The organism is Arenibacter sp. ARW7G5Y1 (assembly GCF_003201775.1).
GTDB lineage: Bacteria > Bacteroidota > Bacteroidia > Flavobacteriales > Flavobacteriaceae > Arenibacter.
The window spans coordinates 204,690-228,246 of the sequence record NZ_QJJZ01000009.1; the positions used below are offsets into that span (position 1 = coordinate 204,690).

General features: G+C 39.9%; 23 protein-coding genes. 8 read left to right on the plus strand and 15 right to left on the minus strand.

The annotated features are described in order from the left end of the window. Positions 1-98: 98 nt before the first annotated feature. The 7 genes from C7972_RS14470 to C7972_RS14505 form a co-directional block, all read right to left on the minus strand. Positions 99-806, minus strand: coding sequence for a class I SAM-dependent methyltransferase (locus tag C7972_RS14470; protein ID WP_110356887.1), 708 nt, complete (start codon positions 804-806; stop codon positions 99-101). A 31-nt stretch (positions 807-837) separates the two neighbouring features. Then, entirely contained in the window at positions 838-1,857 is a 1,020-nt protein-coding gene (yiaK, locus tag C7972_RS14475; RefSeq protein ID WP_220020911.1) for a 3-dehydro-L-gulonate 2-dehydrogenase, read from the minus strand. A 205-nt stretch (positions 1,858-2,062) separates the two neighbouring features. Then, the gene (locus C7972_RS14480) at positions 2,063-2,491 is read right to left on the minus strand and encodes a hypothetical protein (RefSeq protein ID WP_110356888.1); all 429 of its coding nucleotides are present in this window, start codon (positions 2,489-2,491) and stop codon (positions 2,063-2,065) included. A gap of 387 nt (positions 2,492-2,878) precedes the next feature. Beyond that, positions 2,879-3,478: a hypothetical protein gene (locus C7972_RS14485; RefSeq protein ID WP_146216329.1), complete on the minus strand. Its 600-nt coding sequence runs from the start codon at positions 3,476-3,478 to the stop codon at positions 2,879-2,881. A 193-nt stretch (positions 3,479-3,671) separates the two neighbouring features. Continuing rightward, positions 3,672-4,643, minus strand: a complete 972-nt coding sequence (locus tag C7972_RS14495; protein ID WP_220020912.1) for an acyl-CoA thioester hydrolase/BAAT C-terminal domain-containing protein — start codon at positions 4,641-4,643, stop codon at positions 3,672-3,674. Between the two features lie 137 nt (positions 4,644-4,780). Beyond that, the gene (locus C7972_RS14500) at positions 4,781-6,832 is read right to left on the minus strand and encodes an alginate lyase family protein (RefSeq protein WP_110356892.1); all 2,052 of its coding nucleotides are present in this window, start codon (positions 6,830-6,832) and stop codon (positions 4,781-4,783) included. A 4-nt stretch (positions 6,833-6,836) separates the two neighbouring features. Next, positions 6,837-7,763: a hypothetical protein gene (locus C7972_RS14505; RefSeq protein ID WP_146216330.1), complete on the minus strand. Its 927-nt coding sequence runs from the start codon at positions 7,761-7,763 to the stop codon at positions 6,837-6,839. 214 nt (positions 7,764-7,977) lie between these two features. On the opposite strand from C7972_RS14505, the gene C7972_RS14510 reads away from it, so the two are divergent. Genes C7972_RS14510 through C7972_RS14520 form a run of 3 tightly spaced genes read left to right on the plus strand, consistent with a single transcriptional unit; the run spans position 7,978 to position 12,133 of the window. Beyond that, positions 7,978-10,158 carry a S9 family peptidase gene (locus tag C7972_RS14510; RefSeq protein ID WP_110356894.1) on the plus strand — a complete coding sequence of 727 codons (2,181 nt, stop codon included), beginning with the start codon at positions 7,978-7,980 and terminating at the stop codon, positions 10,156-10,158. Between the two features lie 30 nt (positions 10,159-10,188). Beyond that, positions 10,189-11,799, plus strand: coding sequence for a hypothetical protein (locus tag C7972_RS14515; protein ID WP_220020913.1), 1,611 nt, complete (start codon positions 10,189-10,191; stop codon positions 11,797-11,799). Between the two features lie 40 nt (positions 11,800-11,839). Then, positions 11,840-12,133: a Dabb family protein gene (locus tag C7972_RS14520; protein ID WP_110356895.1), complete on the plus strand. Its 294-nt coding sequence runs from the start codon at positions 11,840-11,842 to the stop codon at positions 12,131-12,133. Between the two features lie 71 nt (positions 12,134-12,204). Here the strand turns inward: C7972_RS14520 and C7972_RS14525 are convergent, their stop codons facing one another. Next, a complete protein-coding gene (locus C7972_RS14525; protein WP_110356896.1) occupies positions 12,205-13,209 on the minus strand; it encodes a 2-hydroxyacid dehydrogenase in 1,005 nt (334 codons plus the stop codon). Between the two features lie 92 nt (positions 13,210-13,301). Continuing rightward, positions 13,302-13,763 carry an Lrp/AsnC family transcriptional regulator gene (locus C7972_RS14530; RefSeq protein WP_110356897.1) on the minus strand — a complete coding sequence of 154 codons (462 nt, stop codon included), beginning with the start codon at positions 13,761-13,763 and terminating at the stop codon, positions 13,302-13,304. A gap of 182 nt (positions 13,764-13,945) precedes the next feature. Here C7972_RS14530 and C7972_RS14535 point away from each other — a divergent pair, with 182 nt between their 5' ends. After that, positions 13,946-14,896 carry an NAD-dependent epimerase/dehydratase family protein gene (locus C7972_RS14535; RefSeq protein ID WP_110356898.1) on the plus strand — a complete coding sequence of 317 codons (951 nt, stop codon included), beginning with the start codon at positions 13,946-13,948 and terminating at the stop codon, positions 14,894-14,896. Between the two features lie 68 nt (positions 14,897-14,964). After that, positions 14,965-16,152 (plus strand): glycine C-acetyltransferase, encoded by a 1,188-nt coding sequence (gene kbl, locus C7972_RS14540; protein ID WP_110356899.1) that lies wholly within the window; start codon positions 14,965-14,967, stop codon positions 16,150-16,152. A 97-nt stretch (positions 16,153-16,249) separates the two neighbouring features. Here the strand turns inward: kbl and C7972_RS14545 are convergent, their stop codons facing one another. From C7972_RS14545 to C7972_RS14555, 3 genes are all read right to left on the minus strand, one after another. Further along, positions 16,250-16,795: a pyridoxamine 5'-phosphate oxidase family protein gene (locus C7972_RS14545; protein WP_110356900.1), complete on the minus strand. Its 546-nt coding sequence runs from the start codon at positions 16,793-16,795 to the stop codon at positions 16,250-16,252. Positions 16,796-16,934: 139 nt separating this feature from the next. Then, complete coding sequence (locus C7972_RS14550; RefSeq protein ID WP_110356901.1) at positions 16,935-17,180, minus strand: YgjV family protein; 246 nt, start codon at positions 17,178-17,180, stop codon at positions 16,935-16,937. Further along, complete coding sequence (locus C7972_RS14555) at positions 17,161-17,655, minus strand: MarR family winged helix-turn-helix transcriptional regulator (protein WP_110356902.1); 495 nt, start codon at positions 17,653-17,655, stop codon at positions 17,161-17,163. Before C7972_RS14555 ends, C7972_RS14550 begins: the two co-directional genes overlap by 20 nt. Before the next feature lie 186 nt (positions 17,656-17,841). Here C7972_RS14555 and C7972_RS14560 point away from each other — a divergent pair, with 186 nt between their 5' ends. After that, a complete protein-coding gene (locus C7972_RS14560) occupies positions 17,842-18,984 on the plus strand; it encodes a hypothetical protein (protein ID WP_110356903.1) in 1,143 nt (380 codons plus the stop codon). A 38-nt stretch (positions 18,985-19,022) separates the two neighbouring features. Here the strand turns inward: C7972_RS14560 and C7972_RS14565 are convergent, their stop codons facing one another. After that, the gene (locus C7972_RS14565) at positions 19,023-20,027 is read right to left on the minus strand and encodes a DUF1080 domain-containing protein (RefSeq protein ID WP_110356904.1); all 1,005 of its coding nucleotides are present in this window, start codon (positions 20,025-20,027) and stop codon (positions 19,023-19,025) included. Between the two features lie 207 nt (positions 20,028-20,234). Beyond that, on the minus strand, positions 20,235-20,954 hold the full coding sequence (locus tag C7972_RS14570; protein ID WP_110356923.1) for a class I SAM-dependent methyltransferase: 720 nt from the start codon (positions 20,952-20,954) through the stop codon (positions 20,235-20,237). Between the two features lie 316 nt (positions 20,955-21,270). Between C7972_RS14570 and C7972_RS14575 the strand changes: the two genes are divergently transcribed. Then, entirely contained in the window at positions 21,271-22,455 is a 1,185-nt protein-coding gene (locus C7972_RS14575; RefSeq protein ID WP_110356905.1) for a hypothetical protein, read from the plus strand. A 270-nt stretch (positions 22,456-22,725) separates the two neighbouring features. Next, entirely contained in the window at positions 22,726-23,310 is a 585-nt protein-coding gene (locus C7972_RS14580) for a DUF4494 domain-containing protein (RefSeq protein ID WP_110356906.1), read from the plus strand. A gap of 145 nt (positions 23,311-23,455) precedes the next feature. On the opposite strand, the gene C7972_RS14585 is transcribed toward C7972_RS14580, so the two are convergent. Beyond that, positions 23,456-23,542, minus strand: a complete 87-nt coding sequence (locus C7972_RS14585) for a hypothetical protein (protein ID WP_258364821.1) — start codon at positions 23,540-23,542, stop codon at positions 23,456-23,458. Positions 23,543-23,557 lie beyond the last annotated feature (15 nt).

Sequence of the window (23,557 nt, forward strand, 5' to 3'; positions counted from 1 at the left end):
ACAACTTCCTTCATAATATTATAGCTTCATTATCATTAATAAGCATACGGATCTACCCGGAATTGCTGTGTCTTGTTCAATAATAATGGGTAGAATTCTTATTTTATACCCCCAAAGGCTCCAAAGCACATATTCTTGTGCAGTATTTCCACCTTGCTAAAGCCTAGCTTTTTCATAAGCTCCATCTGGTACGTCATAGATCTGGGGGAATCCTCTTTGTCCACATAATCCAACACCTTTTTTCTATAGTCCTTTCCGCCCAATTCCTCCAAATAGTCCCCATATCTTTCCCAGGTATATTCATTTAGTATTTCGCTGTCTTGCGTAACCAGGTCCGAAATCATTAAGCAACCTCCCGGTTTTAGCAGGTCATATATCTTCCTAAAGGTTGTTTCCCAATCTTGGTCGTCCCTTAAATGGTGAAGCACGGCCCCTGCCAAAATGATATCGAAATGGTTTTGCTTTAAGGAAACCTCCCTGACATCTCCCTTTACTAAATGCACCTTTTTATTGGTCTGTTCAGATACCCTTTCCAAGGCCTTGTCCAACATTGCCCCACTAAGATCTACCAAGGTACATTCCAGATTGGGAAGCTTGGAGAGCATTTTTAGGGAATAGTTTCCTGCCCCACACCCAATGTCCAATAATTGCTCGGCATTGGGGGCAATTCTCTTGGCTGCTTCGGTTATCAGCTCCAAGGAAATTTTTGCGTCGATGGTGGTAAGTTGCCCGGTGTCCAAATTGGAGAAACGCTCCACATCCTTGTCGAAACGTTCCCTGATCTCCGTTATGGTTGATTTTTTCATTACTTGTTAAGTATATATAAGTGCTACTTTTTTATGATTCGGCCAGGGCCATAATCTTTTCCCAAACACTATCGCTAACAGGCATCCCGTTCTTTAGATTTTCTTCTCTGGTAAGGGCACTCCTTTCCCCTGGATAATAAATTTTATCTCCGGCCTGCATGGGTTCCACGTCCTGGGTATAATTAATAATTTCATTTAATAGTTTTTCCTGAAGTGCCTTGTCTTTAAAAACCTCTTGGTATATGCAGAGGTATACCTGGGATATTCCTGTTTCAAAGTTCTTTTGCCCTACTTTATAGGTAGAATTCCCGGCGGACAATAAGGTGGCCAACATATCCAAAATTATGGATAGGGCCGAACCTTTCCAATAGCCAATGGGCAGGCCGCGTTCCTTTATCGTAATTTTCTCTGGATCGTTGGAAAGCTCGTCATTGGCATCCCATCCCCCTGGGAAGGGAAGTTTTTTACCCCTTAGTTTATAGTCGTTGATCTTTCCGAAAGCGAACTGGGAAATGGCCATATCCAGTATTACATTTCCCCCCTTGCGTGGAATGGATACAATGAACGGGTTATTGCCAATTCGGCTGTCCTTACCGCCCCAAGGCGGCATATTGGGCTGTGTATTGGTAAATAGGATGGAAATGCAACCGGCGTCCGCAGCCAGTTTTCCATAGGTGCCGCCGCGCATCCAGTGATTGGTGTTGCGTAAGGCTACAAGACCCATGCCTTGTGTTTTTGCCAGTTCCACAGCCCGGTGGGTACACTTGGTAGCATTAATGATACCCGGGCCATAATTCCCGTCCCACCGTTCGATACTTCCAAAAGATTCCACTTTTTCAGCTTCGGCATCAATCTTAACGGAACCGTTTTCCACATATTCCAGAAAAAGGGGAACGCGATTAATTCCGTGTGAATTTACCCCTGCCAGCGTACTCTCGGTATAGGTTTGGGCCAGTAAATGAGCCTTTTCCTGGGGGAATCTATATTTTAGGAACAGTTTGTAAAGTACATCCTGCATTTGTTGGGACGAAATCTGCATGGTTTTGTTCATTTAAAATTGATTATTGAATTGTTTAGGGTGGTTGATTTCTGAGCTGAATTATATTCATCATGTGACCCTTCCCGATTAAATGTACGAAAACTATTTTTTTGGAATTAATTTGTGGGATAATGATATGAAGAGTGTCCTTTGAAAATCCAATATCCTTTATATTCCAAGATCTTGGTTTATATTTAATGGTATTTTGAACCGTATATTATTGTTTGTACATTTTTCCTTCCCTTACTACATTTTTACCATTAACGGTCATGGTAGATTTATAGGTAAAACAATTCCCCTCTATGTTTATTACTTCCATCAAAATACCATTAATTTGATTAATATATTTTTGGGCCACTGTAAGTTCTGATTTGGATTCGTCATAGGTTAGGCGAAAAGTACAGTCATTTATCCATTCAATTTTGGATTGTTCAATTTTAGGAGCAGTCGAACCCTGTTCGTTTCTCGGAATTTCTACCTTATTTTCCATTTGGTAATTCCCTTCCCTGACCAATCTCCATGTTACTGGGGCGGCCCCGCTTGTGTGGACCAAAAAGGTACCATTTGTAAAGTCTGTACAATCCAGTTCCTGTGCGCTGGCGAATATTCCGGATAATGCTAAAATAAATAGGGTGGTTTTCTTCATAAGAGGCGCAAAGATGTGACTTAATACAATATTTTCAAATCCAATTCAGATTTAATACAATCTATTTTGGCAATTAAGTACAACAGTCTCCTAGAACCATGCGTTACAGGTTTTAAGTAGCTAATTTTAGTTTAAGAAGCGGTTATCAGAAATGATAAGGTACCCAATACTTTGTAAATCCTGTTATTTTTAGGGTCATACTGGATCCTGGAATAGATTACAAGTTCTTTGTTTTTGTTTTGTCTATTCGTAATTCCCTTCAAAAAAGGTTCAACAACAATCTCGTATAACCGTGGGTTAAGGGTTTCTATACATGAACTTTCAGTCTGGTATTTGACGTTAGTAATTCGGATATAATTTACGCCTTGTTGTGTCTAATATTTTTAATCATTTTGCTGTTATTTGATAGGGTGTTTCAGGAAAACCAAAAAGAATTGCTTTTTCCTCGTCAATTTCCTTAATTCCGATAAGTGTACTTCTTTCGCCATTTTCATACATCGAAGCAAAATATGTTCCCTGAAGTTTTTCCAACACTAATTTCCGACCCTCTATATTAAGTCTTTTGTTAATTTTATTTATTGTCGGATTATCCAAAATCTTATTAAACACGAAGGGGATTTTTTCATCATTCCATTCAGCTTCGAATTCGAGTGCCTGAATTTTCTTTGCGGTCAATTCTGTTTTTGTAGGTCTTATTCTTTCGTAATCCGTAGCAAATTCGGTATCTTCTATAAGCGATTCTGTTTCGCTAATAACTGTATGGGTTTTTCCCATTCTGAATATTCTTATCCGATTTTCATTAATAAACACATATTTGGTTTCAGAAAAATTTTCAATCCTTTCATGTACTTTTTTCGATAATCCGCCTACGCTTTTTTTCTCTAACCTAAAGTGAATAATTTGATTGTTCTCAAATTCAATAAATTCAGGCGGACAATAATCTGACCCTTTTTTAATCTTTAACCAAGTTCCATCAAATATCTCCATTTTATAAATCATTATAACGTTTTCCCAACATAGAGCACAATTGTTGTGTTATTAGAAGTAGGAGAGCAAACTATCCTTTGCTTTCCGCAAATCAGAAAACAAAACCTTTCCGATTTTGAGATCTCCGAAATTTGGACAAAATTAGGAATAGAAACCCAGGCCTGCATTGCTTCATAGGTTTTATTGGCAACATTTAAATTTTTTCCAAAAATTCCATCAATTTTATTTTGGCGTCTCGTTTAGCTTTAAAATCCCCATCATCATTTCCGCCAAATTCATATTCATAATTTTTTCCACCAATATTAATTGTTCCAGTGCTATAACTGGTATTGTCATCGGGATTACTAGAAATTAAGTGTCCGGCGTTTTCATATTTTATATTCTGAAAAGAGTATTTAAAACTATGGGCCTGCAATCTTTTTTCTATCATATCTGCCATTATGGATGATGGCCAAACCTGATCATCACGTCCAGAAAAAAGTAGAACAGGTCCATTGGTCTTTTCTACTTTGATTGCCGCTTGTTCTATGAAATCTGTTTTTTGCAACCCCTTTTTCCAATATTCCAGCATGTTAATACGATTCAATTGTTTGCCTGTGATTTTATCCATAGGGACGTATGGAATATCAACCCCCTTATATTTCCAACTCGATTTCAATTCGTTGGAATTGTATGGTAAAACTGTATTTGACCAGGTGACAGCGCTTGGTGCGTAGGCAACAACTCCGCTAATGGATTCGGGGAATATGGAAGCAAGTACTAATGCCAATTCCGCATTTCTAGATGCTCCCATCACAATTATTTTAGTTGGATCAACTTCTGGTTGTACTTTTAACCATGCCAAAGCTTTTTCAAAGTATTCCAAATTGATTTCTTCAGGTAACTGGGGTAAACCCTCTCTTTGAATATAGGGTAATGATAGGCCACTATATCCCTTATTGGCAAATAGTTGACCCCAATAATCTCCCCATGGTCCTCCACCTATCAAAACTATTGATACTTTTTTATTGGTATCGGTTTTTGCAAAATAATTTGCCTGAAAACCATTTTCATTTATAGCTCTCGCCTTTACACCACTGAATAGTATACTGTCCGCTATAAAATATCCTACGACTAAGAATATGGTAATTCCGATCCCTATAATATACTTTCTGCGTTTGCCCATTTGTTGAGTATGTTGCTTACAATAATGTTGGATTATATCTGCCCAATATAGGAAATCTTTAAAACCCATCTGTACTTTGTCCGAAATGTCCGGTATTTCAATTGGCGATTATGTGAATTTACGAAGACTGGATTATTCTAGTGGGATTTTACCATTGCTGCATCTTTACTTTCATAAAAAGGAATGTATAGCAGCCATTTGATATCCTTTGCAGATACACTAAGGGTAATCCCCTCTGTATTTTCCGCTTTAATTTTCGCCTTAATTTTCGGCATAGCTTTTTCTGAAGGCAAAATCAACCATACGAAAGTGGCATCGGAACCAATATTGGTAGAATACGAACTGGTGGTATTGGGACCATAGATATTGTATTCGGGACTATACCAACCTTGTATTTCTGGGGTTTCCTGCCCTTTGATAAAACTTGGATTAATTTTTTGCCTGCCTACAGGGATAATTGCGAGATTGCCCCTGTCGTTGGCAGTTTTCACTATCAATTTTTCTTTTTCCACCTTATTATCAGGATGCCAATGCCAAAGGGCTTCAATGGTACGGGGCCTGTCTGTTTCAACCCGATCCACCACTACCCAGAATTCGTTACGAACATAGAACAATGCCCTGGTATGTTTTGCCTTTCCTGCCATATCTTGAAATTGATCAAAGGAATTTGAAGCGTAATCAAAATCCTCCGTTATTTTAAAGTGACTATCCGCTAAGGGTTCTTGGGCAATTTTAGGCCCGTTGGTTTGTCCTTTACCATCTATTAAAATCAAGTTATGCCCGGCACTGCCCTTGGCATAGGAACGGAATTTCTCCGCTACCTCCCCGGTATAGGCAAATCTTCCCGAGTCTACCAGAAAATCTCTGCCATAGGCCGAAATGGAAAGATGGAGTTTGTCATTGTGTTGATGGCCACTGCCCCAAGGTCCCATATCAAAGAAAGACCAATGGGCATCTTGGTCGAAGCCACTTCTGGAAACAAAATGCCCTGCCCAGGGATAAAAATAGGAGGGACCGTCCTCTGGTTGTCTACCTGTTTCTCCATTGGTAACGATGTATTCCCAATCTTTATGGCCAAATTTTTGAGCTCCCTTTAATATAAGGTTTTTATCACTTCCCCTATCACCGTCATTGTTCATTATTCTATAGCCACTGGGTCTTACCATATGGGCAATATATCCGTACATTGCCTCAATAGTACGTTCGTAGAAATCGGGCAACTTCCTATCTGCCTTTTCGCAGATTTCCTTGAAAAGTTCAAAACTGTTTAAGGATACGTTGTGGTAATGCGAACTTAGTTCAGTCTGTACCCCATCGGCATACACCTGATCTTTCATGCTTTTCACCATAGTTTCAATGGCATAGTCCAGCCATTCTTCTGATTTTCTGTATTCCGGAAAATAGGCGGCTACAGTTGCCAATGAGGAAATTTCCATGGTGAGCCAATTATTACTACTGTGGAAATTTCTGTTGTAATGGGCATGGTCTGGTAAGCTACTGAGCAACAGTAATTGTGTGGCAGGGGAAATATATTCACTGTTTATTAATCCAAAAAATATTTTTGTCCACACTTTGGCTCGGGCCGCAACCTCCAATCCCCGCCATATGGAAGTGTTACTTTTTATTCCCGGGTAGGGCATGCCCATGATGATAAAATCTTTTAAAAACAGGTCTATATATTGGGCGTATTTGGGGTTGCCGGTTTCCAAATAAGTGTGAAGCACCCTGTTCAATTGACTATGCCTATTGGAAAGCCAAGCCCATTCCTTGTCATTATTGGGGCCTTTGTAGTACCAATCGCGATGTCCATCTTCCAGATAGGGGACTTTTCCCCGTACATTCTGTATTACAAAAACATTGGTCAGAATGGTATCGGCTGCGGCTACCTGCTGTGCAGTTGTTGTTGGGATTTCCTTGCGAAGATCGGAGGCCATGGTACCCTTTTTATAATAGGCCAATAATTCCTTGCACGCTTCCAGATTATTACCAGTGCTATAAGCAAGTTTCACCTTTTCGAGCCCCGTATACTCTAAATTGAATTGATTCAGCATATTTTCGATCGTCTCGGGATAGGCGGTGATAAGATCTTCTGCAGTGCTTATACTTTTCCAATTTTGTTGGGCGGTAAGCTGTTGTGCAATACAAATAAATAAGAGTATTAGTGAGAATGGATTGATGACTTTTAACATGCGATTAGGGTTGACTAAATTTGTTTATGGTAATTTTCTTGGCAGGATCTGCTTGGGTACTCCAGATAACCAATTTCCCCTTACTGTTTACCTGCAAACCTACCGCCGAATTAAAATCGGCCCCATTCTTACAATTAAAGGATTTGGTATCCACTTTTTCCATAATGGGTTCAAAAGGTCCACGTTTGCTTACAAGGATCAGATCGGCCGTTGCTAGGGAACCTTTTTTATAAAAACCCAAGGCGTAGATGGATGTATGATCCTTGAGAAGGTTAATGGCCTGATAGCCTCCCCATTCTGTGGGCGCAGTAAAACTATACAGTAATTGCTGTTTCCCACTTTTAGGTTTTATATGGTAGAAGTCCCAGTTGCGGGAGTCCCAATTGGCCACTATCGATAAGAATCCATCCTCAATGGCCAATAATCCCGATGCACCGGCGGTTTGCCGTTTGGGTTCGCCTTCCCGGCCTATGGTAACACTGGGCAGGGCGTTGGTCAATTCATTGTTTTGGTAATTATAAAGGCATACTCGTGAAGTGGTCTTTATAATATTATCCTCTATGCCGACAATTAAATACGGTTCGCTTACCTGGATTCCCCCAGCATGCCGGAAAGGATCTTTCATTAAAGGAATTAGGGATTCTGATGTACGTGAGTTAAGATCTATTTGCAAAACATAGGCCTTGGATCGGGAACTCCCAGAAACAAGCAGTTTTTCAGCTCCGTTTTTAATTATGTGTTGCACCCCCTGAAAATGACCATTGCGGTGAGGCACTTTAATTCGGTTGTTGATAAGGATCACTTCCGGTTCCAAACTTATTGCATCAAAAGCTTGGGGTACATTGGCTACCTGCTGCCCCCAACCCAAGATTGAATTAAGTAAGAGGTAGGCTATTAAAAATGTTTTTAAGAATTGACTTGGTGTGTCCAAAACAAAATGAATTTAGTTATTATCAATTTTTTAGTTTTTTATGGTTTACCCTCACCTTAAATAAAAATAAAATCAAGGTATGTATTTTTAATTTCAATAGAAGAGGCCTAAACCCACTGTTTTGATTTGTAAATATGGCTAATTTTTATAGTTTAAACGATTAAATATCTATCTTGGAACTGATTTTTCTCAAATATTATCCAAAAATCCCATTATGTTCAAAATGATTAAACCTAAAGCCCTTACCCTTGGAATAATTCTAATATTTTTATTAAACCCCAGTAATGCTTGGTCCCAAACCAATTATTCGGTCTTGGATTTTTGGAAGTATTATTCCGATGCAGAAAATCAACTTTACAAACAACAAGCTGAAATATCGTTTCAAAGTCTTGCCAAACGAAAAGAATCCATATCCAAGCTCCATACGAAGACAGATTGGGAGGGGAGACAAGGCTGGGTGAAAGGGAGACTACAGGAGTCCATAGGGGATTTTCCGGAAAGGACACCCTTGAACCCTATAATTACCAAAAGGATTAAAAAGGATGGGTATAGCGTAGAAAAATTGTATTTCGAATCCATACCGGGGGTCAAGGTCACTGCCGCCTTTTTTATTCCCCATGGGAAAAGGAAGAATCTGCCAACTATTATTTATTGCAGTGGGCATAGCGATTTGGCATTTAGAAGTGATATCTATCAGCATGTAATCCTCAACCTTGTTAAAAAGGGCTTTGCCGTCTTTGCTTTTGATCCTTACGGACAAGGGGAAAGATTACAGTATTTTGATCAACACCTGGGCAAGTCACGCTTTAGTCCAACACGTGAGCATTCCTATCCCGGGGCACAGCTTTTTATAAATGGATCCTCCACGGCCAAGTACATGATATGGGACGGCATAAGGGCAGTAGATTACTTGCTTACCCGCAAGGAAGTGGATCCCGAACGTATTGGTATTACCGGTAGGTCTGGTGGTGGAACCCAGTCATCCCACATTGCGGCCTTTGATGGGCGCATTAAAGCTTCGGCACCGGAATGTTATATAACCACCATGGAATATCAATTGAAATCTGGAGGGCCACAGGATGCGGAACAGAATTTCCCCAAGGGTATCCAACTTGGTTTGGACCATGCTGATCTTTTGCAGGTGAGGGCTCCCAAACCAACACTTATGATCACTACAACCCGAGACATTTTTAGTATTCAAGGGGCTCGGGATACCTATGAGGAAACAAAAAGGGCCTACAAAGCATTGGGCAAAGAAGGAAATTTGTTGATGGTAGAGGACAATGCTGGGCATCAATCTACCCTAAATAATAGGGAAGCCATGTATGCTTTTTTTCAAAAGCATTTGGATAATCCAGGAAATTCCAAGGATGAGGAAGTAGTTATTTTTCCTGTGGAAGAATTGTATGTTACGGAAACCGGTCAACTTTCAACTTCGGTAGGGAGCAAATTTTTGTTCCACTTGAATAGCGATCGGACCAAGAAAAATTTGGTTCTATTGAATGAGGGTCGGCAGAATTTGAACCAACATTTAATAAATTTAAAACAAAAAGTAAAAGCAATTTCGGGTTATACAGAGACAGCCAAGAAAGCAAAATTGATATTTTCCGGTCAAACAGAATTTGAGGCCTATTTTCTTAATAAATATCTTATTAAGGAAGAAGGGGATAAAATAATTCCGTTTATAACCTTCGTACCCAAACATCCTATGGGCGGCTCAGTACTTTATTTGGATAATATGAAGGACAAGGAGTCCAGCGAAGCCTATGCCATCCCCATACAAATGGCTCAAAAAGGTGTTACCGTAATTGTGCCTGACTTACCCGGCTATGGTGAATTGGGGCCTGGGTATTTAAAAGGGGATGCTTACTTTGAAAATACCTCTTACAATCAATGGTTTGCAGGTATTTTGAACGGTAAAAGTACGGTTGCCATTCATGTGGAAGCGATAGAAACACTGTTGCAAGTTTGTAAAACGGATTTGAAATTAGACGATAAAGAAATTATGGGGATATCCAAAGGGGGGTTTAATTCCAGCCTGTTGCACGCTGCAGTTTTAGGGGTAGATTTTAAAGGTATGTTGTTTTTGGACCCATTGCTTTCCTTCCAATCCGTTGTTTCTGACAAAAACTATAACCCTGCCCATATGCCATTTACCGTTGCCGGTGCCTTGCCTAATTATGACCTGCAGGATCTGTCGGCAGCTTTTGCTCCAAAGAAACTAAAGATAATTACTGAGAGCGATACTTTGGCAGCTGAGCAGTTTAAGAAGTCTTGTGAATTTGTTGCCAAACGTTATGAATCCATGGACGAGGCCAATAATTTTTCTATCACAAAGATTAATGCAGCGAGGGAAGCGATGAATTTAATAAATGCGTTTATATCGGACTTTTAACGGGTTATCATTTAACTAACCATACGTATTATGAAACTAAATTTAATTCTTGCTTTAGGAATTTTAAGTATAGTGGCCTGCAAAGATGCTCAACCCGTGATGGCGTTGTCAACGGAGCATGGCCTTCTATTTGACAAAGCGGATGAAAATGCCATTTTGGCCAATGAGGGATTTATTAGGAGTGGGAAATTTGTTCAAGGCTGGTTGGAGATGGCTGATCCTGAATCTGGACTAATCCCGAGAAACCTTGAAACTGACAAGGACATATGGAATGCAAAGGATGCCGCCGCCGATAATTATCCATTTATGGTACTTACTTCTTTTTTTACGGATCAGGATTTATTTGATGGGACCATGCTGGAGATGCTAAATGCCGAAAAAAAACTCACTTCCAGGGTCAATACCCTTCCCGATACCTATTCTTTTTCCAAAAAGGGTTTTCAAAATGAAAAATTGGATATGGCCGAAATTATTTTTGGTTCTTCGGAATATATTAAGGATGGCTTACTGCCCCTTACGGAATGGCTGGGAAAAAGTCCATGGTCGGATAGAATGATGGAGATGCTGTACGATTTAAAAAGTGAAGTAAGTGTTGCCGATGGGATATCAAAGGTAGGTTCCAATGCATCGCGGGAAGAGGTGAACGGTGAATTGCTGCAAACCCTTTCCCGAATATACTGGATGACCGGTGATGAAAAGTTTCTGGACTGGGCCCTAACCATTGGGGACTATTATCTACTGGGAGACCATCATCCTACAACGGATCTGGAATACCTTAGGCTCAGGGACCATGGGTGTGAGTTGATATCGGGTTTGTGCGAATTGTATGTGTCTACAAGCTTTGCAAAACCACAAAAAAGGGAAGCCTATAAAAAGCCTTTGCATGAGATGTTGCACAGGATTTTGGAAGTGGGAAGAAATGGGGATGGATTATTTTATGATGCCATAAATCCCCAAACAGGAGAGATTGTACAGAAAAGGCCTGCCGATAATTGGGGGTATACCCTTAATGGATTTTACGCTGTTTATCTGTTGGATCAGGATCCAAGTTATAAGGAAGCCATCTTGAAAATATATTCCAATTTAAACAAATATACCAACTTTGATTGGGAAAACGGCAGTGCCGATGGGTATGCGGATGCCATTGAAGGTGCCCTAAATTTATACAATCGGATTCCGGACCCCTCCGTAGCCAAATGGATGGACAGTGAAATAAAAGTAATGTGGGCCATGCAGCAGGAAAATGGAATAATAGAGGGTTGGCATGGAGATGGCAACTTTGCCAGAACCACCATTATGTATAATTTGTGGAAAAGCAAAGGCTTGTACCTAAAGCCCTGGAGAGATGACCTGTTTCTAGGAGCGGAGCAAAAAGGGGATACCTTATTGATTACTATTAAATCTGAGTTGCCCTGGAAAGGAAAGCTGTACTTTGATAAACCTAGACATAAGGAAAATATGAAGTTACCTATGGATTGGGCCAGAATCAACCAATTTCCCGAGTGGTTTACGGCAGATAAGGATAGCGTATATACCTTAGTGGATTATGACAAGTCCGAACCTACTAAATATCAAGGCATACAGTTGATTGATGGTATTGATATTAAATTGGAGGATAACAAAAGAATGGTAGTGTATTAGCGGCTTAAATTTACCTAAATAGAAATCTAAATTCCCATTTATGATCCAACACACAGTAGTGCTAAAGTTAAAATATCCCAAAGGCTCGCCTGAAGAAAAAGAGTTTCTTGCTGCAGCGGCCAAATTGGCCTTGATACCTGGAGTCCATAATTTTCAATCCTTAAGACAAATAGGGAAGAAGAACGATTTTGATTATGGTTTGTCAATGGAATTTGACAATATGGCGGCATATTCAGCTTATAATATACATCCGGACCATAATAGGTTTGTGGCAACCTATTGGGCCAAGTACGTAGAAAAGTTTTTGGAATTGGATTATGAGCCTATAATCTAATAACACACACTATAGAATACAGCTTTTCCATGGAAAAGCCAAGGGATTGAACAAGGTGTGGATGAGTGAATTTACAATTTTGTCCGTGGCTGATTTTGAAGTCGCGGGTCTTTTGACTTAATTGTGACCGGCCTATTTTCCATGACCTCTGTAATTCTCTCCATGGTCTCCACTTCAAGTCTATGCATGGCTTCATGGGTGTAAAAAGTGAGGTGGGGAAGTAGAATTACATTGTCCATTTCATAAAGCCTCTTTAACGGATGGTCAGTTTTGTTCAATGGCTCCTGACTGTATACATCCAAGCCGGCGCCAGCAATTTGTTTGTTCTCCAAGGCATTCAGGAGTGCCAATTCATCTATCAAGGCGCCTCGGGCGGAATTGATAATGATAGCGGTTTCTTTCATTACCGAAAATTCCTTTGAGCCTATGAGGTGTTTGGTTTCTTTGTTTAAAACAGCATGTAGGGAAATGAAATCGCACTCCTTGAGCATTTCGGTGAGGTCATCATATTTTTGAATCCCTCTTTCTGCCAATTTCTCTTTAGACTTGCTGGGGTCGTAACCAAGAACTTTTGCCCTGAATCCCAAGCCCGCCATCCTTGCCATGCTACTTCCTATTTTACCACAACCAATGATGCCGAGTGTTTTTCCGGCAATATCGTGTCCCAACCACTCGCTACTTGGCCATACCCAAGCTTTGCTGTTCATTTGTTTTTGTAGCACAGGGAGCTTTTTGGCCAGTGCAATGAGCATGGCAAATGCCCCCTCCGCAACGGTCTCCTCTGCGTATTCAGGAATATTGACCACTACTATTCCGCGTTCATTGGCAGCAGGAATATCAATGGCATCTATTCCTACTCCGTATTTTATTATTGCTTTGAGCTTTTTTGCAGCATCAATTGTTCTACGGCCAATAGGGGTGTAGCACATTAATAGGATGTCGCAATCCTCCAATTCTTGCATTAGAATTTCTTCCGATACCCCGTCTGGGAGCAATATCAGATCATGTCCATTTTCGCGAAGGCTTTGGTCTACATAGGGAGTCTCCAACTCCATGTCGGTTCTAACTATCTTCATAATACAAGCAATAGGTAACGGTTGGTTTGTGTATGATGGCTGTTTAAATGTTGATATTCGGTATTACAACAAATTTAGAAAAGCTGTTGGAATTAAATGTAGTATTCCGAGGATTGTTTTATTTCCTTCAATACGAATGTACTGTTCAAGACACCAATGTTTTCTATTTTTGAAAGCTTGGTCTTTACAAAATCGTGGTAGTCCTCAAGGCTTTTGGTATGGATTTTTAAAATAAAATCTACTTGCCCTGCCAAATGGTAACATTCCTGTACCTCGTCCAGACTCTGTACCTGAGCCTCAAACTTCTCTATAAATGCTTCGTTGTGATACCGCATGGAAACCTGGCATATAACGGTTATGGAGCGGTCTATTTGTTTTTTGTCCAGAATGGCAACGTATTTTTTAATGACTCCTTGTTTTTCAAGTCTACGGATCCTTTCATAAACAGGGGAGGGGGTAAGATTAAGAATGGCTGCAATCTCCTTTGCCGTTTTTTTGGAATCTTTTTGCAAAATCCTTAGTATAGTAATGTCGGTATTATCTAGTTGCTCCATGGTAGTGGGAAAAATTACTTTAAAACATCCATTTTTTTATATAAAAAAGCAAATATAACTTTAAAAATGGCGCATTTAAGTGATAATTACTTAATTATTCCTATTGTACTAATATAGTAATCGCTTTTTGTAATTTCGACAGTAATTAACACTTATGGTTAATAAGGCTAAAATAGTAAATTATGAAAGCAAAGGTTCTGGTAATTGGCGCCAATGGACAATTGGGATCCGTACTTGTTAAAGAGCTGCAACACCGCCATGGTTTGGACAATGTGGTAGCTTCGGATATAAATAAATCCCATAATTTCCATGGAGCATTTGAAGTGTTGGATGCTACCGATAAAACTCAATTATTAGAGGTGGTTGAGAGCTATGGCATTACCCAAATATATCATCTGGCGGCCATTTTATCCGCCAAGGGAGAAGCAAACCCGCTGACTACTTGGGATCTTAATATGAAAATGCTGTTTAATGTTTTGGAAGTTGCACGAGTGCAGGAGATGGATAAGGTCTTCTTTCCGAGTTCAATTGCCGTTTTTGGGGAAGATGCACCTTGGGTAAACACACCAAACAAAGCCTATCTTAACCCTGCTACCGTTTATGGCATGAGCAAGGCTGCCGGAGAACAATGGGCACAATATTATTTTTTAAGATATGGTCTGGATGTAAGGTCTCTTCGCTATCCCGGGGTTATAGGCTACCAATCTTTGCCAGGAGGCGGTACCACGGATTACGCCGTTGAAATTTTTCACAAGGCCGTCTTGGAAGAGGAATTTGTTTGTTTCCTGAATGAAGATACTACCTTGCCCATGATCTTTATGGACGATGCAATTAGGGCGACTATGGAATTAATGGAGGCACCTAAAAGAGATATTAAAATAAGAACGGCCTATAATCTTGCCGGGAGTAGTTTTTCCCCAGAGGATATAGTAAGGGAAATCCGTAAGTTCTATCCAGACTTTATGGTAAAATACGAGCCAGATTTTAGGCAGGACATTGCTGCCAAATGGCCCAAATCTATCAATGATGATGAGGCCGCATTGGATTGGGGGTGGAAACCGGAATACGATCTGGAAATAATCGTCAGCACTATGATCGAAAAACTAAAAGAGCAATACGTACCTCAGCAATAAATGCGCTAGGAATCTTTAAATAAATCAAATGCCTTATCTAGTTTGGGCAGAAAAAAGAAATAACAGACATGTATTCAACAGTAAAAAACGAATTAAGGGAAGAACTTGAGGCCATAAGAGCCGAGGGACTATATAAAGAGGAAAGGATAATAACCAGTCCCCAGGGGGCTGAAATTCAAACCACTAATTCCAGGGATGTCCTTAATTTTTGTGCCAACAATTATTTGGGACTTTCGGCCCACCCAGATGTTATAAAAGCAGGTAAGGAAGCCATTGACTCCCATGGTTTTGGATTATCGTCCGTTCGTTTTATTTGTGGTACCCAGGATATACATAAAGAATTGGAACGCAAGACGGCTGACTTTCTGGGAATGGAAGACTGTATTCTATATGCCGCTGCATTCGATGCCAATGGCGGTCTGTTTGAACCCATTCTAGGGCCGGAAGACGCTATTATTTCTGATGCATTGAACCATGCTTCCATCATAGACGGGATAAGGTTGTGCAAGGCGAAACGTTTTAGGTTTCAACATAATTCCATGGTGGACTTGGAAGAGCAATTGAAAGCAGCCCAGGGTTCCCGAAGAATTTTGATAGTTACCGATGGTTCCTTCTCAATGGATGGAACCATTGCTCAATTGGATAAAATATGTGATTTGGCCGATAAGTATAATGCCATGGTCATGATAGACGAATGTCATTCTACCGGTTTTTTGGGAGCTACCGGGCGTGGCTCACATGAATATAGAAATGTAATGGGAAGGATCGATATCATTACAGGTACCTACGGGAAGGCACTTGGGGGTGCATCCGGAGGTTTTACGGCGGCCAGAAAGGAAATAGTGGACATGTTGAGACAACGCTCCAGACCTTATCTTTTTTCCAATACTTTGGCACCATCTATCGTAGGGGCTTCCATAAAAGTTTTGGATTTATTGGCTTCTTCAACCGCATTACGCGATAAGTTGGAAGCCAATACCCGCTATTTTAGAGAGGCAATGACCGCTGCTGGTTTTGATATTGTTCCAGGTGATCATCCTATTGTTCCGGTAATGCTTTACGATGCACCCCTGGCCCAAAAGTTTGCTTCCCAATTGTTGGAGGAGGGAATTTATGTTATTGGTTTCTTTTATCCAGTAGTACCACAAGGTAAAGCCAGGATTAGGGTGCAATTATCGGCAGCCCATGAGCAGAAACATTTGGAAAAGGCGGTAGCGGCATTTACCAAAGTAGGGAAGGCGCTCAAAGTAATTTAGTCCCTTTGCCTTTGGCCCAAACAATTGGAGATGAACAATAGCGGCCCAAGCAATTAAGCTATTGGGTTTGTGTGACCAATGGTATTATAAAGTGGTTTTAATCCCCAAGTATTTCGGTCTCAAAGCCGTCAATACTCCTGGTGTTTTTATTTTCCCAATACCTTTCAATTCCTGCAGGCCCTTGTTTGGTGGACCATGAATTTAAAGCAGTTCTTTCTTCTTTGTAATCCATGAAGGGAACTGCAAAGCCACAGGAGGTCTGCACCAGGTCGATATCCATTTCGATAATCTGCCGAGATCCAATGTTCTCGGGGAATAGTTTTATATATCTATGAAATTCCACATCCCTTCTATGGTAGATTTTAGCCTGTCCATATAGTCTTAATATCATGGGTTTGCCTTCAAATGCACAGAACATGACGGTCATCCTATTGTTCTTTAACAAATGTGCTGCTGTTTCATTACCACTACCTGTTAGATTGAGCCAAACTATTTTATTTTGGTCAAGGATCCTAAATGAATCAGTTCCTTTGGGCGATATATTTACCCTGCCTTCAGAAGCTGCCGTGCCAACAAAAAAAATCTTTTGTTGCTGAATGAATTCTTTCAATTCAGTTGTAATCGAATCTAATTTTTTCCCCATGTTTAGAAATTATGGTAAACCTGAATCTTATGAGATAAGATATTAATCCTATGAAACCCAAGATTTGGGCCGGTATAAATTTACAAAACTTTTACAAGTGGGCGGAACCTTGGATTTTAATTTAAACTTACCAACTCCCTTAGGTTTTAAGTTTTGACCCCTTATTGGAATCGTACAGTTTAATTAAATGATAAACATGAATGATACAGAAAACTATTCCTGCAATTACAAGAGGCATAGAATTCAACATGGCGCCATAAATGATGTAAAAGAAACTGGAAATTAAATGCCAAAGGCGGAATTTTCCCATATCTTTTTTAGTAATGGCAAAGAAACCTGTTAGGATGGCGATATAGCCAATACTCTCAATTACTATGTTCGTCATTTTTTAAATTTTTTAAGGTTCTGTCCTTGTAATCGCTTTGGTTCAATTTTTCTTCTATTTTTAAAAATTCTTCCAAAAAATGGGGACTGTCGGCAAGTAGGTCCATAACGGTCTTTCTACCTGCTGTCCAGTATTTTTCAAAAACCGGTAACTGTTTATGTGCTTTTTCCGTTAGGGTTAATAGCTGTTTTCTTTTATCCTTTGTATCGGTCCTAGTCTCTATATGTCCGTTTTTTTTCATTTTATTAATGATTTTTACTACGGCAGGATGCGAAAATTGTAATGTTTCGGATATTTCGGTAATGGTCATGGTCTCGTTTTCCTGTAAAAGAATAAAGATCAGGTTCCAGTTGGGTTCTATATCCAGACCTTCTGATTTGTAAAGTTCCTTGGTACTATAAAGTAGGGAATCACTTAATCTCTTCAGCCTACTGGTTAGACCAACATATTCCATTTCCGTCAAAAAGTCGTTCATATTATCCACATTAAGTAACTGGTTACGCAAATATATTCATTTTTCGGTAACTGGTTACATAGTTTGATTTTTTTTGAAAGAATAATTACCTATTTGATACATCAGGTAAAATTTAGTAGATAGTGGATCTTGTTGAATAATTACTTTGGATTGATTAACTTTCCAAAAAATTAATAAAGACCAACAATGTTAAAGAACACTTCACTAGCCGTATTGTCAATTGCATGCTCTCTAGGATTATCATCCAGTGTATTGGCACAAAATAACCAACACCTACAAGATCATACACATCATGTACATGAAAATAATGATGTTGCCCACCATCATGAGCATGACCCAATGGTATCGGATAAAATGCCTATGCAAGCAAAACTGCTAACCGGTCAAGGGGAGTATGTTTTCTCATGGGACCAAGAATTAACCGCGGCTTTTCCAGAAGAAGCCCATGAGTTTGAACCCGGTATGCACGGTGGGTTTAATGAAGACCCCGATACGGGCATTGTTTATACAGGAATACCTGGTTATGGACTTTGTACCATAAGCCCCGACTTAACAAAATGGTCTACCATAGGGAATGATGAACGCTTAAAGGATAACATCCATGGAATTGTTTTCTTTGTTCATAAAGGTGAAAAATACCTTGCTGTTGCCCAAGAGGGGAAAAGAGTACTCGTACTTACTTTGGATGGAGAAATTGTTAGTGAAATTTTGAAACCTACGGGAAATGAATTCAAGTTTGCCGAAGCCAATGAGTTCTTCGGATCAAAGGATAGTAATTTTGGTGTTACTGATGTTACTTATCTTAATGGCACTCTATATGTGGCCCATGGTTATTCTGCTGGGGATTTTGTGATGACGATAAAGGAAAAGAACGGAGTTTGGAGCTGGGGCAAACATGCTTGGGGAGGAAAGGGAGACAACCCTGGTCAGTTTCAGACCGCACATGGTATATATGCCCACAATAAGCACATCCTAGTAGCCAATAGGGCTGCAGGACAGGTAGTAAAATTTACCAAGAAGGGTAAATTTGTGGAAATTTTTAATGATATACCAGAAAGTAGTCTCATTTGTAATGTCTCCTATAAGGATGAACATTACTTCTTGAATGCTTTGCAGGCCATTGGTGAACAGAAATCGGCTCCGCTCTATGTTCATACAGGGGAAAAGTTGGTATCCACAGTAATTCCGGGAGATTTGGATATCCCTGTATTAACAAATATTCATCAGGTTTGGCCGCACATTGTTACCGAAAATGGATCCAAACAATTATACTTACTTGTTCATGGATGGAACAAAGGCAAATTTGCCGTCCTGAAGATGGAAAAATAATTAAAAGGCCTCCCCAAAAAGGAGGCCTTTTTTATTGATTATTTAATGGGGGTCAGTACAATGTTTCGATAGGCTACATTGCCATGGTCTCCTTGCAAATAGATGGGCCCTGGACTCAAAACATCGGAGGAAATGGCTCCGCCTGTAGGACCCCAAACGGGTTGGTTGTCTATTATTTTTTTGCCGTTAAAGATTACGGTAAGGTGTCGGTCTACCAGTGTAATATCCAAAGTTTGCCATTCCCCCGCAGGTTTTTCGGCTGCCTCACTGGGGGTAATACGGCTATATAAGGCTCCCATATTATGGGAATCCAACTCCTTGCCATAGGAATCCACTACCTGAATTTCATAAAGTCCACGTAGATAAATACCGCTGTTGTTGCCTTCGGGTACATTGACTTCCAATTTTAGGTTGAAGTCATTAAATTCCTGTAGTGTGCGAATGTTGCCATACGAAATATGTTCGCCGTCCTTTGGTTGTATGGGATCGTTTACGATCATGCCATCTTTCACCTTAAAACCGTTGGCCTTTGATGGGTCCATTAATTTCCAGCCCGTCAAATCCTTTCCATTGAACAATTTTATAGGTTTTTCAAATTTAAGTTTGGACAGGTCCGGTGTATCCGGCAATGGCGGCATACGTTTCCCGGTAAAATTTTTAATGGAAATCCCGTTACCGTTTCTCTTGGGGCCACTCATAGTGCCCTCCAAGGCTTCCCCCACTTTTTTGACCTCCAAGGTATAGGTGACCGTATGGCTCCGGTGGGCACTTCTTTTAACTTCATAGGTACGGGTAGCCACCAATGTATTTTCGTCTACCAGGTAAATGTTGGACACAGGAACAACACTACCACCTATCCATAACAGTTCGGCATCCAAGAAGCCATGGTCCTCATGAACGTTTAGCCAGCCGGCACCACCACCTTTAATGTCGAGTCCCCACATGCCTATAAAAGGATTGGTCCAAAGAGGCTGTGGAGCAGTATTGGAATAGCTATTAAGGACCATAAATAGTAATAGCATGGAAAGAATTGTCCGTTTCATTTTAGTGCGTTTTAGTATGGGTTGATTTATGAACAACAGAGACTGCTGTTATCATTTGAAGGTAATCAATTATTTAAAATGGAGTTTCATTTCCGACCAGAAAATTAGACCATCCCTATAAGAAGTAAAATTTCACGCAATAGTTTTCCCTATTTAAACCAAGGAACAAAGGGTAAGGTAATATATGGTATATACCTTGGTATTAATTCAATTCTTCACAAACACCATACAGTGCTGCCAAGGAAGATTATCAATGTTGCGCTCTAACTTCATTCCTGCTGCTTTCAATTCCACAATGGCCTGTGCCTCGGTCATTTTATGAAGGGTTTTTATAGGAACTTTGTCATCCTCGGCGCGATATTCTATCAAAAACAGTTTACCATCGGCCCGTAAAGCTTTTTTAATGGAGCTCAACATTTCTGCCGGAAAATTAAACTCATGGTAAACATCCACCATAAGTACCTTGTCCAAAGAATTCTCAGCTATGTTTATATTTTTTTCACTGCCTTTTATGATCCTTACATTTTTAATTTGGTCCCGTTCTTTGCAACTCTTGATCTCTTCCAGCATTTCTTCCTGAATATCCACAGCGAAGACAAGCTCAGACCTGGACAATTTGGCCATCTTAAAAACATGGTAGCCGGAACCAGCACCTATGTCGGCAATATTATCTTCCGGTTCAATAGCCATATTACGCAATAGGGTAGTGGTGTTTTCTTCTACTTCACGCTCGGGACGATCTAACCATTGTATGCCCTGATATCCCATTACATATGCAATTTCCCTTCCCATATACCATTTTCCAATTCCATTGGGGTCTCCTTTTTTATAAGTGTAATGGGGGATGGGGGTTTTGTTTTGTGCAATTCCTGGGTGCCAGGATATTGAAAACAAGAGAAGGAACAAAATTTGGGCAATTTTTTTCATAGGAATTTTAATATCTTGTTCCGTGTTCATATAATGTGGGACAGACTAATAGTCTCCAATAAAAGTAATGAAATTAATGCATTCCTATCCCTGAAATTGTGGAAAGGTACTTTCTCCTTGGAGGATTTCGAAAGGCTAAGGTTATTATAATTTTAATGGATCGATGAAATTTGGTTCCGGAAGAATATCATGGATCTCTTAACTTAGTGAACAATGGCTAATTGCATATATTATCAATACTTTAAAAATAGATAGCCTTTCTTTTATATTACCTATAAATATTTTAGATTAACTTGGTGACCTAGAGACCAACAGTATGAATTTTATAAACATTTCACCTTCCTTTTCCTCACTTTTTTGTCTATTGATCTGCGGATATGGTGTGTTTTCCCAGGAGGCCAATACCCGGGAACTTTATTTGGAACCCATTTTTCATGTAAATTATGGGGACGCTACGGCAGATAAACCCCAGTCCAAATCATGGACAAACCAATATGGGCATTGGTTGATAGTAGGGGACGGGGATGGCCCCAAATTATTGAAAAAGGAAACTACTGTTTGGGCGAGTCAATTTGAAGTTAATAAAGCTTGGCAAAATTTGCCGAGTAGGGCCGATGTGTATAGCTCAGGTGATGAGGCGCATATAGTTTTGGTCGGGGAATGTGCATTGAATGTAGTTCAGATAACCTATTCCCACCAAAACAAACAATACGAACATCAATGGAAGGAATCCCTGCCCATTCCCCAGGACTGCCAATCCCTTGAGACGGCTACCATAACCCGAGATTCGAAAAATCAATATTGGGTTTGTGCGGATGTGAACCAGAAAATTATGGTTTGGCATTCCTATAACGGTAAGGACTGGTCGGAACCCATTGAATTGGCAGACAACATCAACAGAGACGATATTTCCCTAATAGTAGGATTGAAAGACAAGGTATCCGTTATTTGGTCCGACCAAAATACCCAATCCATTATGGAGCGAATCCACCGGGATGGGGAAGGGCCTGCACATTGGTCGGCGCCCATAATTGTTCAGCAGGGCGATAATAATGCAGACGATCATTTAAATGCTACAATATTTGGGAACGGAGAAATGGCCTTGGTTTCCAAGAACAGTGTGGACCAAATTGGCCAGCCCCAATTTGTATTGCGAATGAGGGACAAGGAGGGAAGGTGGACCAATATTCCGTACGAGATTCTCACCGCACAAAAAAGTCCATCACGACCTATTATCAACCATGTTGAATCGGGAGAAATATTTGAGGTACATGCGGTTAAAGATCGGGAGAACAATCGATATTTTATTTCTGTCAATGAAATAAAAAGAAGGAAAGATGGCTGGGAGTTTCGGGAACTCATCCAATTAAAGACCAAAATAAAGGGGAAAAACGGTGATGTTACATCCAGTAAGGCCAGTTTCTTATCCAACAGACCAAAATTGATATTTTTTTCTGATGATTTGGGCAATATTTATTCGTTCGACCTGGATAGCCTATAGAAGGTTTTTTGCTAGAGTGCTACTCCGTATTGAAATGGACCGTTTAACACCTCAGAATTAATTTTAGACCAAATATTTTATAATCCTATGTTATAAATTATTGGACTTCGGGGAATTAGGTAACATACCTATCAATCCGACCAAAAATCAACTGCCTACAATCAGGACTGCTATTTTTTCCACAATCGTAAATTGTGAATATCTATTTCCCAAATGGAGGGATATTTTTTTATTAAGACCTATTTTTGGCGTCCTTAAAAATATATAGATATGAGTCAGACTTGGTACGAGTGCAAGGTAAAATATAGAAAAACACATGAAACTGGGGAACAGAAAGTAACAACGGAAACTTATTTGTTGGATGCGTTATCCTATACCGAAGCGGAGAGCAGAATAAATGAAGAGATGGCCGCTTATACCAGTGAAGAATTCTTGATCACCAATATAAAAGTCGCGAACTTTTCGGAGGTGCATCCTTTTGAGAATTCCGATCGATGGTTTAAATCAAAGGTGGCTTTAATTGCCTTTGACGAGAATAGTGGTAAGGAAAAAAAAACCAATACTTATTTATTGGTACAGGCCAATGATGTAAAGGAGGCCTATGACAATACCATACAGGCCATGAAAGGTACCATGGGCGATTACACTATTCCTGTAATATCGGAATCTCCGATCATGGATGTATTTCCCTATTTTTCAGGCGAAGAAGGGGATATGGACCAATTGGAAAAGTTCAATGCCCTAAAGGCTTCAACTTCGGAATCCAACGAACTTAATGAAAATTTGGAAGCCTTGGATGCTTTTGAAAACGAAGAAGCCCTGGCAGTTGGAGCTGTAGGTGGGGAGGAAGAGTAGTCCAATATTCTTGGGATAAATAATGTAGAGGTCGTCTAAAAACTAATTAGGCGACCTTTTATTTTTCGGTTTTTCTGATATTATTTTGAACTTGCTTTGTTTATCAGGTAATTTTAGTGGTTAGCTTAATGGGGCAAAGCGATTCCTACATCGCCAAGCTCACTTTTTTAAGGTTATGTGCCATTGCAATGAGCCCTATTTCCGTTTCCACCTTATCAAGACCTCTTAGCATGAACCTTTTAAAGTT

Bases quoted from the DNA above. Each gene is read 5' to 3' on its own strand.
- yiaK (WP_220020911.1), bottom strand. From the start codon at position 1,857: ATGAACAAAACCATGCAGATTTCGTCCCAACAAATGCAGGATGTACTT.
- C7972_RS14470 (WP_110356887.1), bottom strand. From the start codon at position 806: ATGAAAAAATCAACCATAACGGAGATCAGGGAACGTTTCGACAAGGAT.
- C7972_RS14520 (WP_110356895.1), top strand. From the start codon at position 11,840: ATGATCCAACACACAGTAGTGCTAAAGTTAAAATATCCCAAAGGCTCG.
- C7972_RS14495 (WP_220020912.1), bottom strand. From the start codon at position 4,643: ATGGGCAAACGCAGAAAGTATATTATAGGGATCGGAATTACCATATTC.
- C7972_RS14535 (WP_110356898.1), top strand. From the start codon at position 13,946: ATGAAAGCAAAGGTTCTGGTAATTGGCGCCAATGGACAATTGGGATCC.
- C7972_RS14555 (WP_110356902.1), bottom strand. From the start codon at position 17,655: ATGAACGACTTTTTGACGGAAATGGAATATGTTGGTCTAACCAGTAGG.
- C7972_RS14565 (WP_110356904.1), bottom strand. From the start codon at position 20,027: ATGAAACGGACAATTCTTTCCATGCTATTACTATTTATGGTCCTTAAT.
- C7972_RS14575 (WP_110356905.1), top strand. From the start codon at position 21,271: ATGAATTTTATAAACATTTCACCTTCCTTTTCCTCACTTTTTTGTCTA.
- C7972_RS14545 (WP_110356900.1), bottom strand. From the start codon at position 16,795: ATGGGGAAAAAATTAGATTCGATTACAACTGAATTGAAAGAATTCATT.
- C7972_RS14485 (WP_146216329.1), bottom strand. From the start codon at position 3,478: ATGGAGATATTTGATGGAACTTGGTTAAAGATTAAAAAAGGGTCAGAT.
- C7972_RS14515 (WP_220020913.1), top strand. From the start codon at position 10,189: ATGAAACTAAATTTAATTCTTGCTTTAGGAATTTTAAGTATAGTGGCC.
- C7972_RS14560 (WP_110356903.1), top strand. From the start codon at position 17,842: ATGTTAAAGAACACTTCACTAGCCGTATTGTCAATTGCATGCTCTCTA.
- C7972_RS14525 (WP_110356896.1), bottom strand. From the start codon at position 13,209: ATGAAGATAGTTAGAACCGACATGGAGTTGGAGACTCCCTATGTAGAC.
- C7972_RS14550 (WP_110356901.1), bottom strand. From the start codon at position 17,180: ATGACGAACATAGTAATTGAGAGTATTGGCTATATCGCCATCCTAACA.
- C7972_RS14570 (WP_110356923.1), bottom strand. From the start codon at position 20,954: ATGAAAAAAATTGCCCAAATTTTGTTCCTTCTCTTGTTTTCAATATCC.
- C7972_RS14580 (WP_110356906.1), top strand. From the start codon at position 22,726: ATGAGTCAGACTTGGTACGAGTGCAAGGTAAAATATAGAAAAACACAT.
- kbl (WP_110356899.1), top strand. From the start codon at position 14,965: ATGTATTCAACAGTAAAAAACGAATTAAGGGAAGAACTTGAGGCCATA.
- C7972_RS14530 (WP_110356897.1), bottom strand. From the start codon at position 13,763: ATGGAGCAACTAGATAATACCGACATTACTATACTAAGGATTTTGCAA.
- C7972_RS14510 (WP_110356894.1), top strand. From the start codon at position 7,978: ATGTTCAAAATGATTAAACCTAAAGCCCTTACCCTTGGAATAATTCTA.
- C7972_RS14585 (WP_258364821.1), bottom strand. From the start codon at position 23,542: ATGCTAAGAGGTCTTGATAAGGTGGAAACGGAAATAGGGCTCATTGCA.
- C7972_RS14480 (WP_110356888.1), bottom strand. From the start codon at position 2,491: ATGAAGAAAACCACCCTATTTATTTTAGCATTATCCGGAATATTCGCC.
- C7972_RS14500 (WP_110356892.1), bottom strand. From the start codon at position 6,832: ATGTTAAAAGTCATCAATCCATTCTCACTAATACTCTTATTTATTTGT.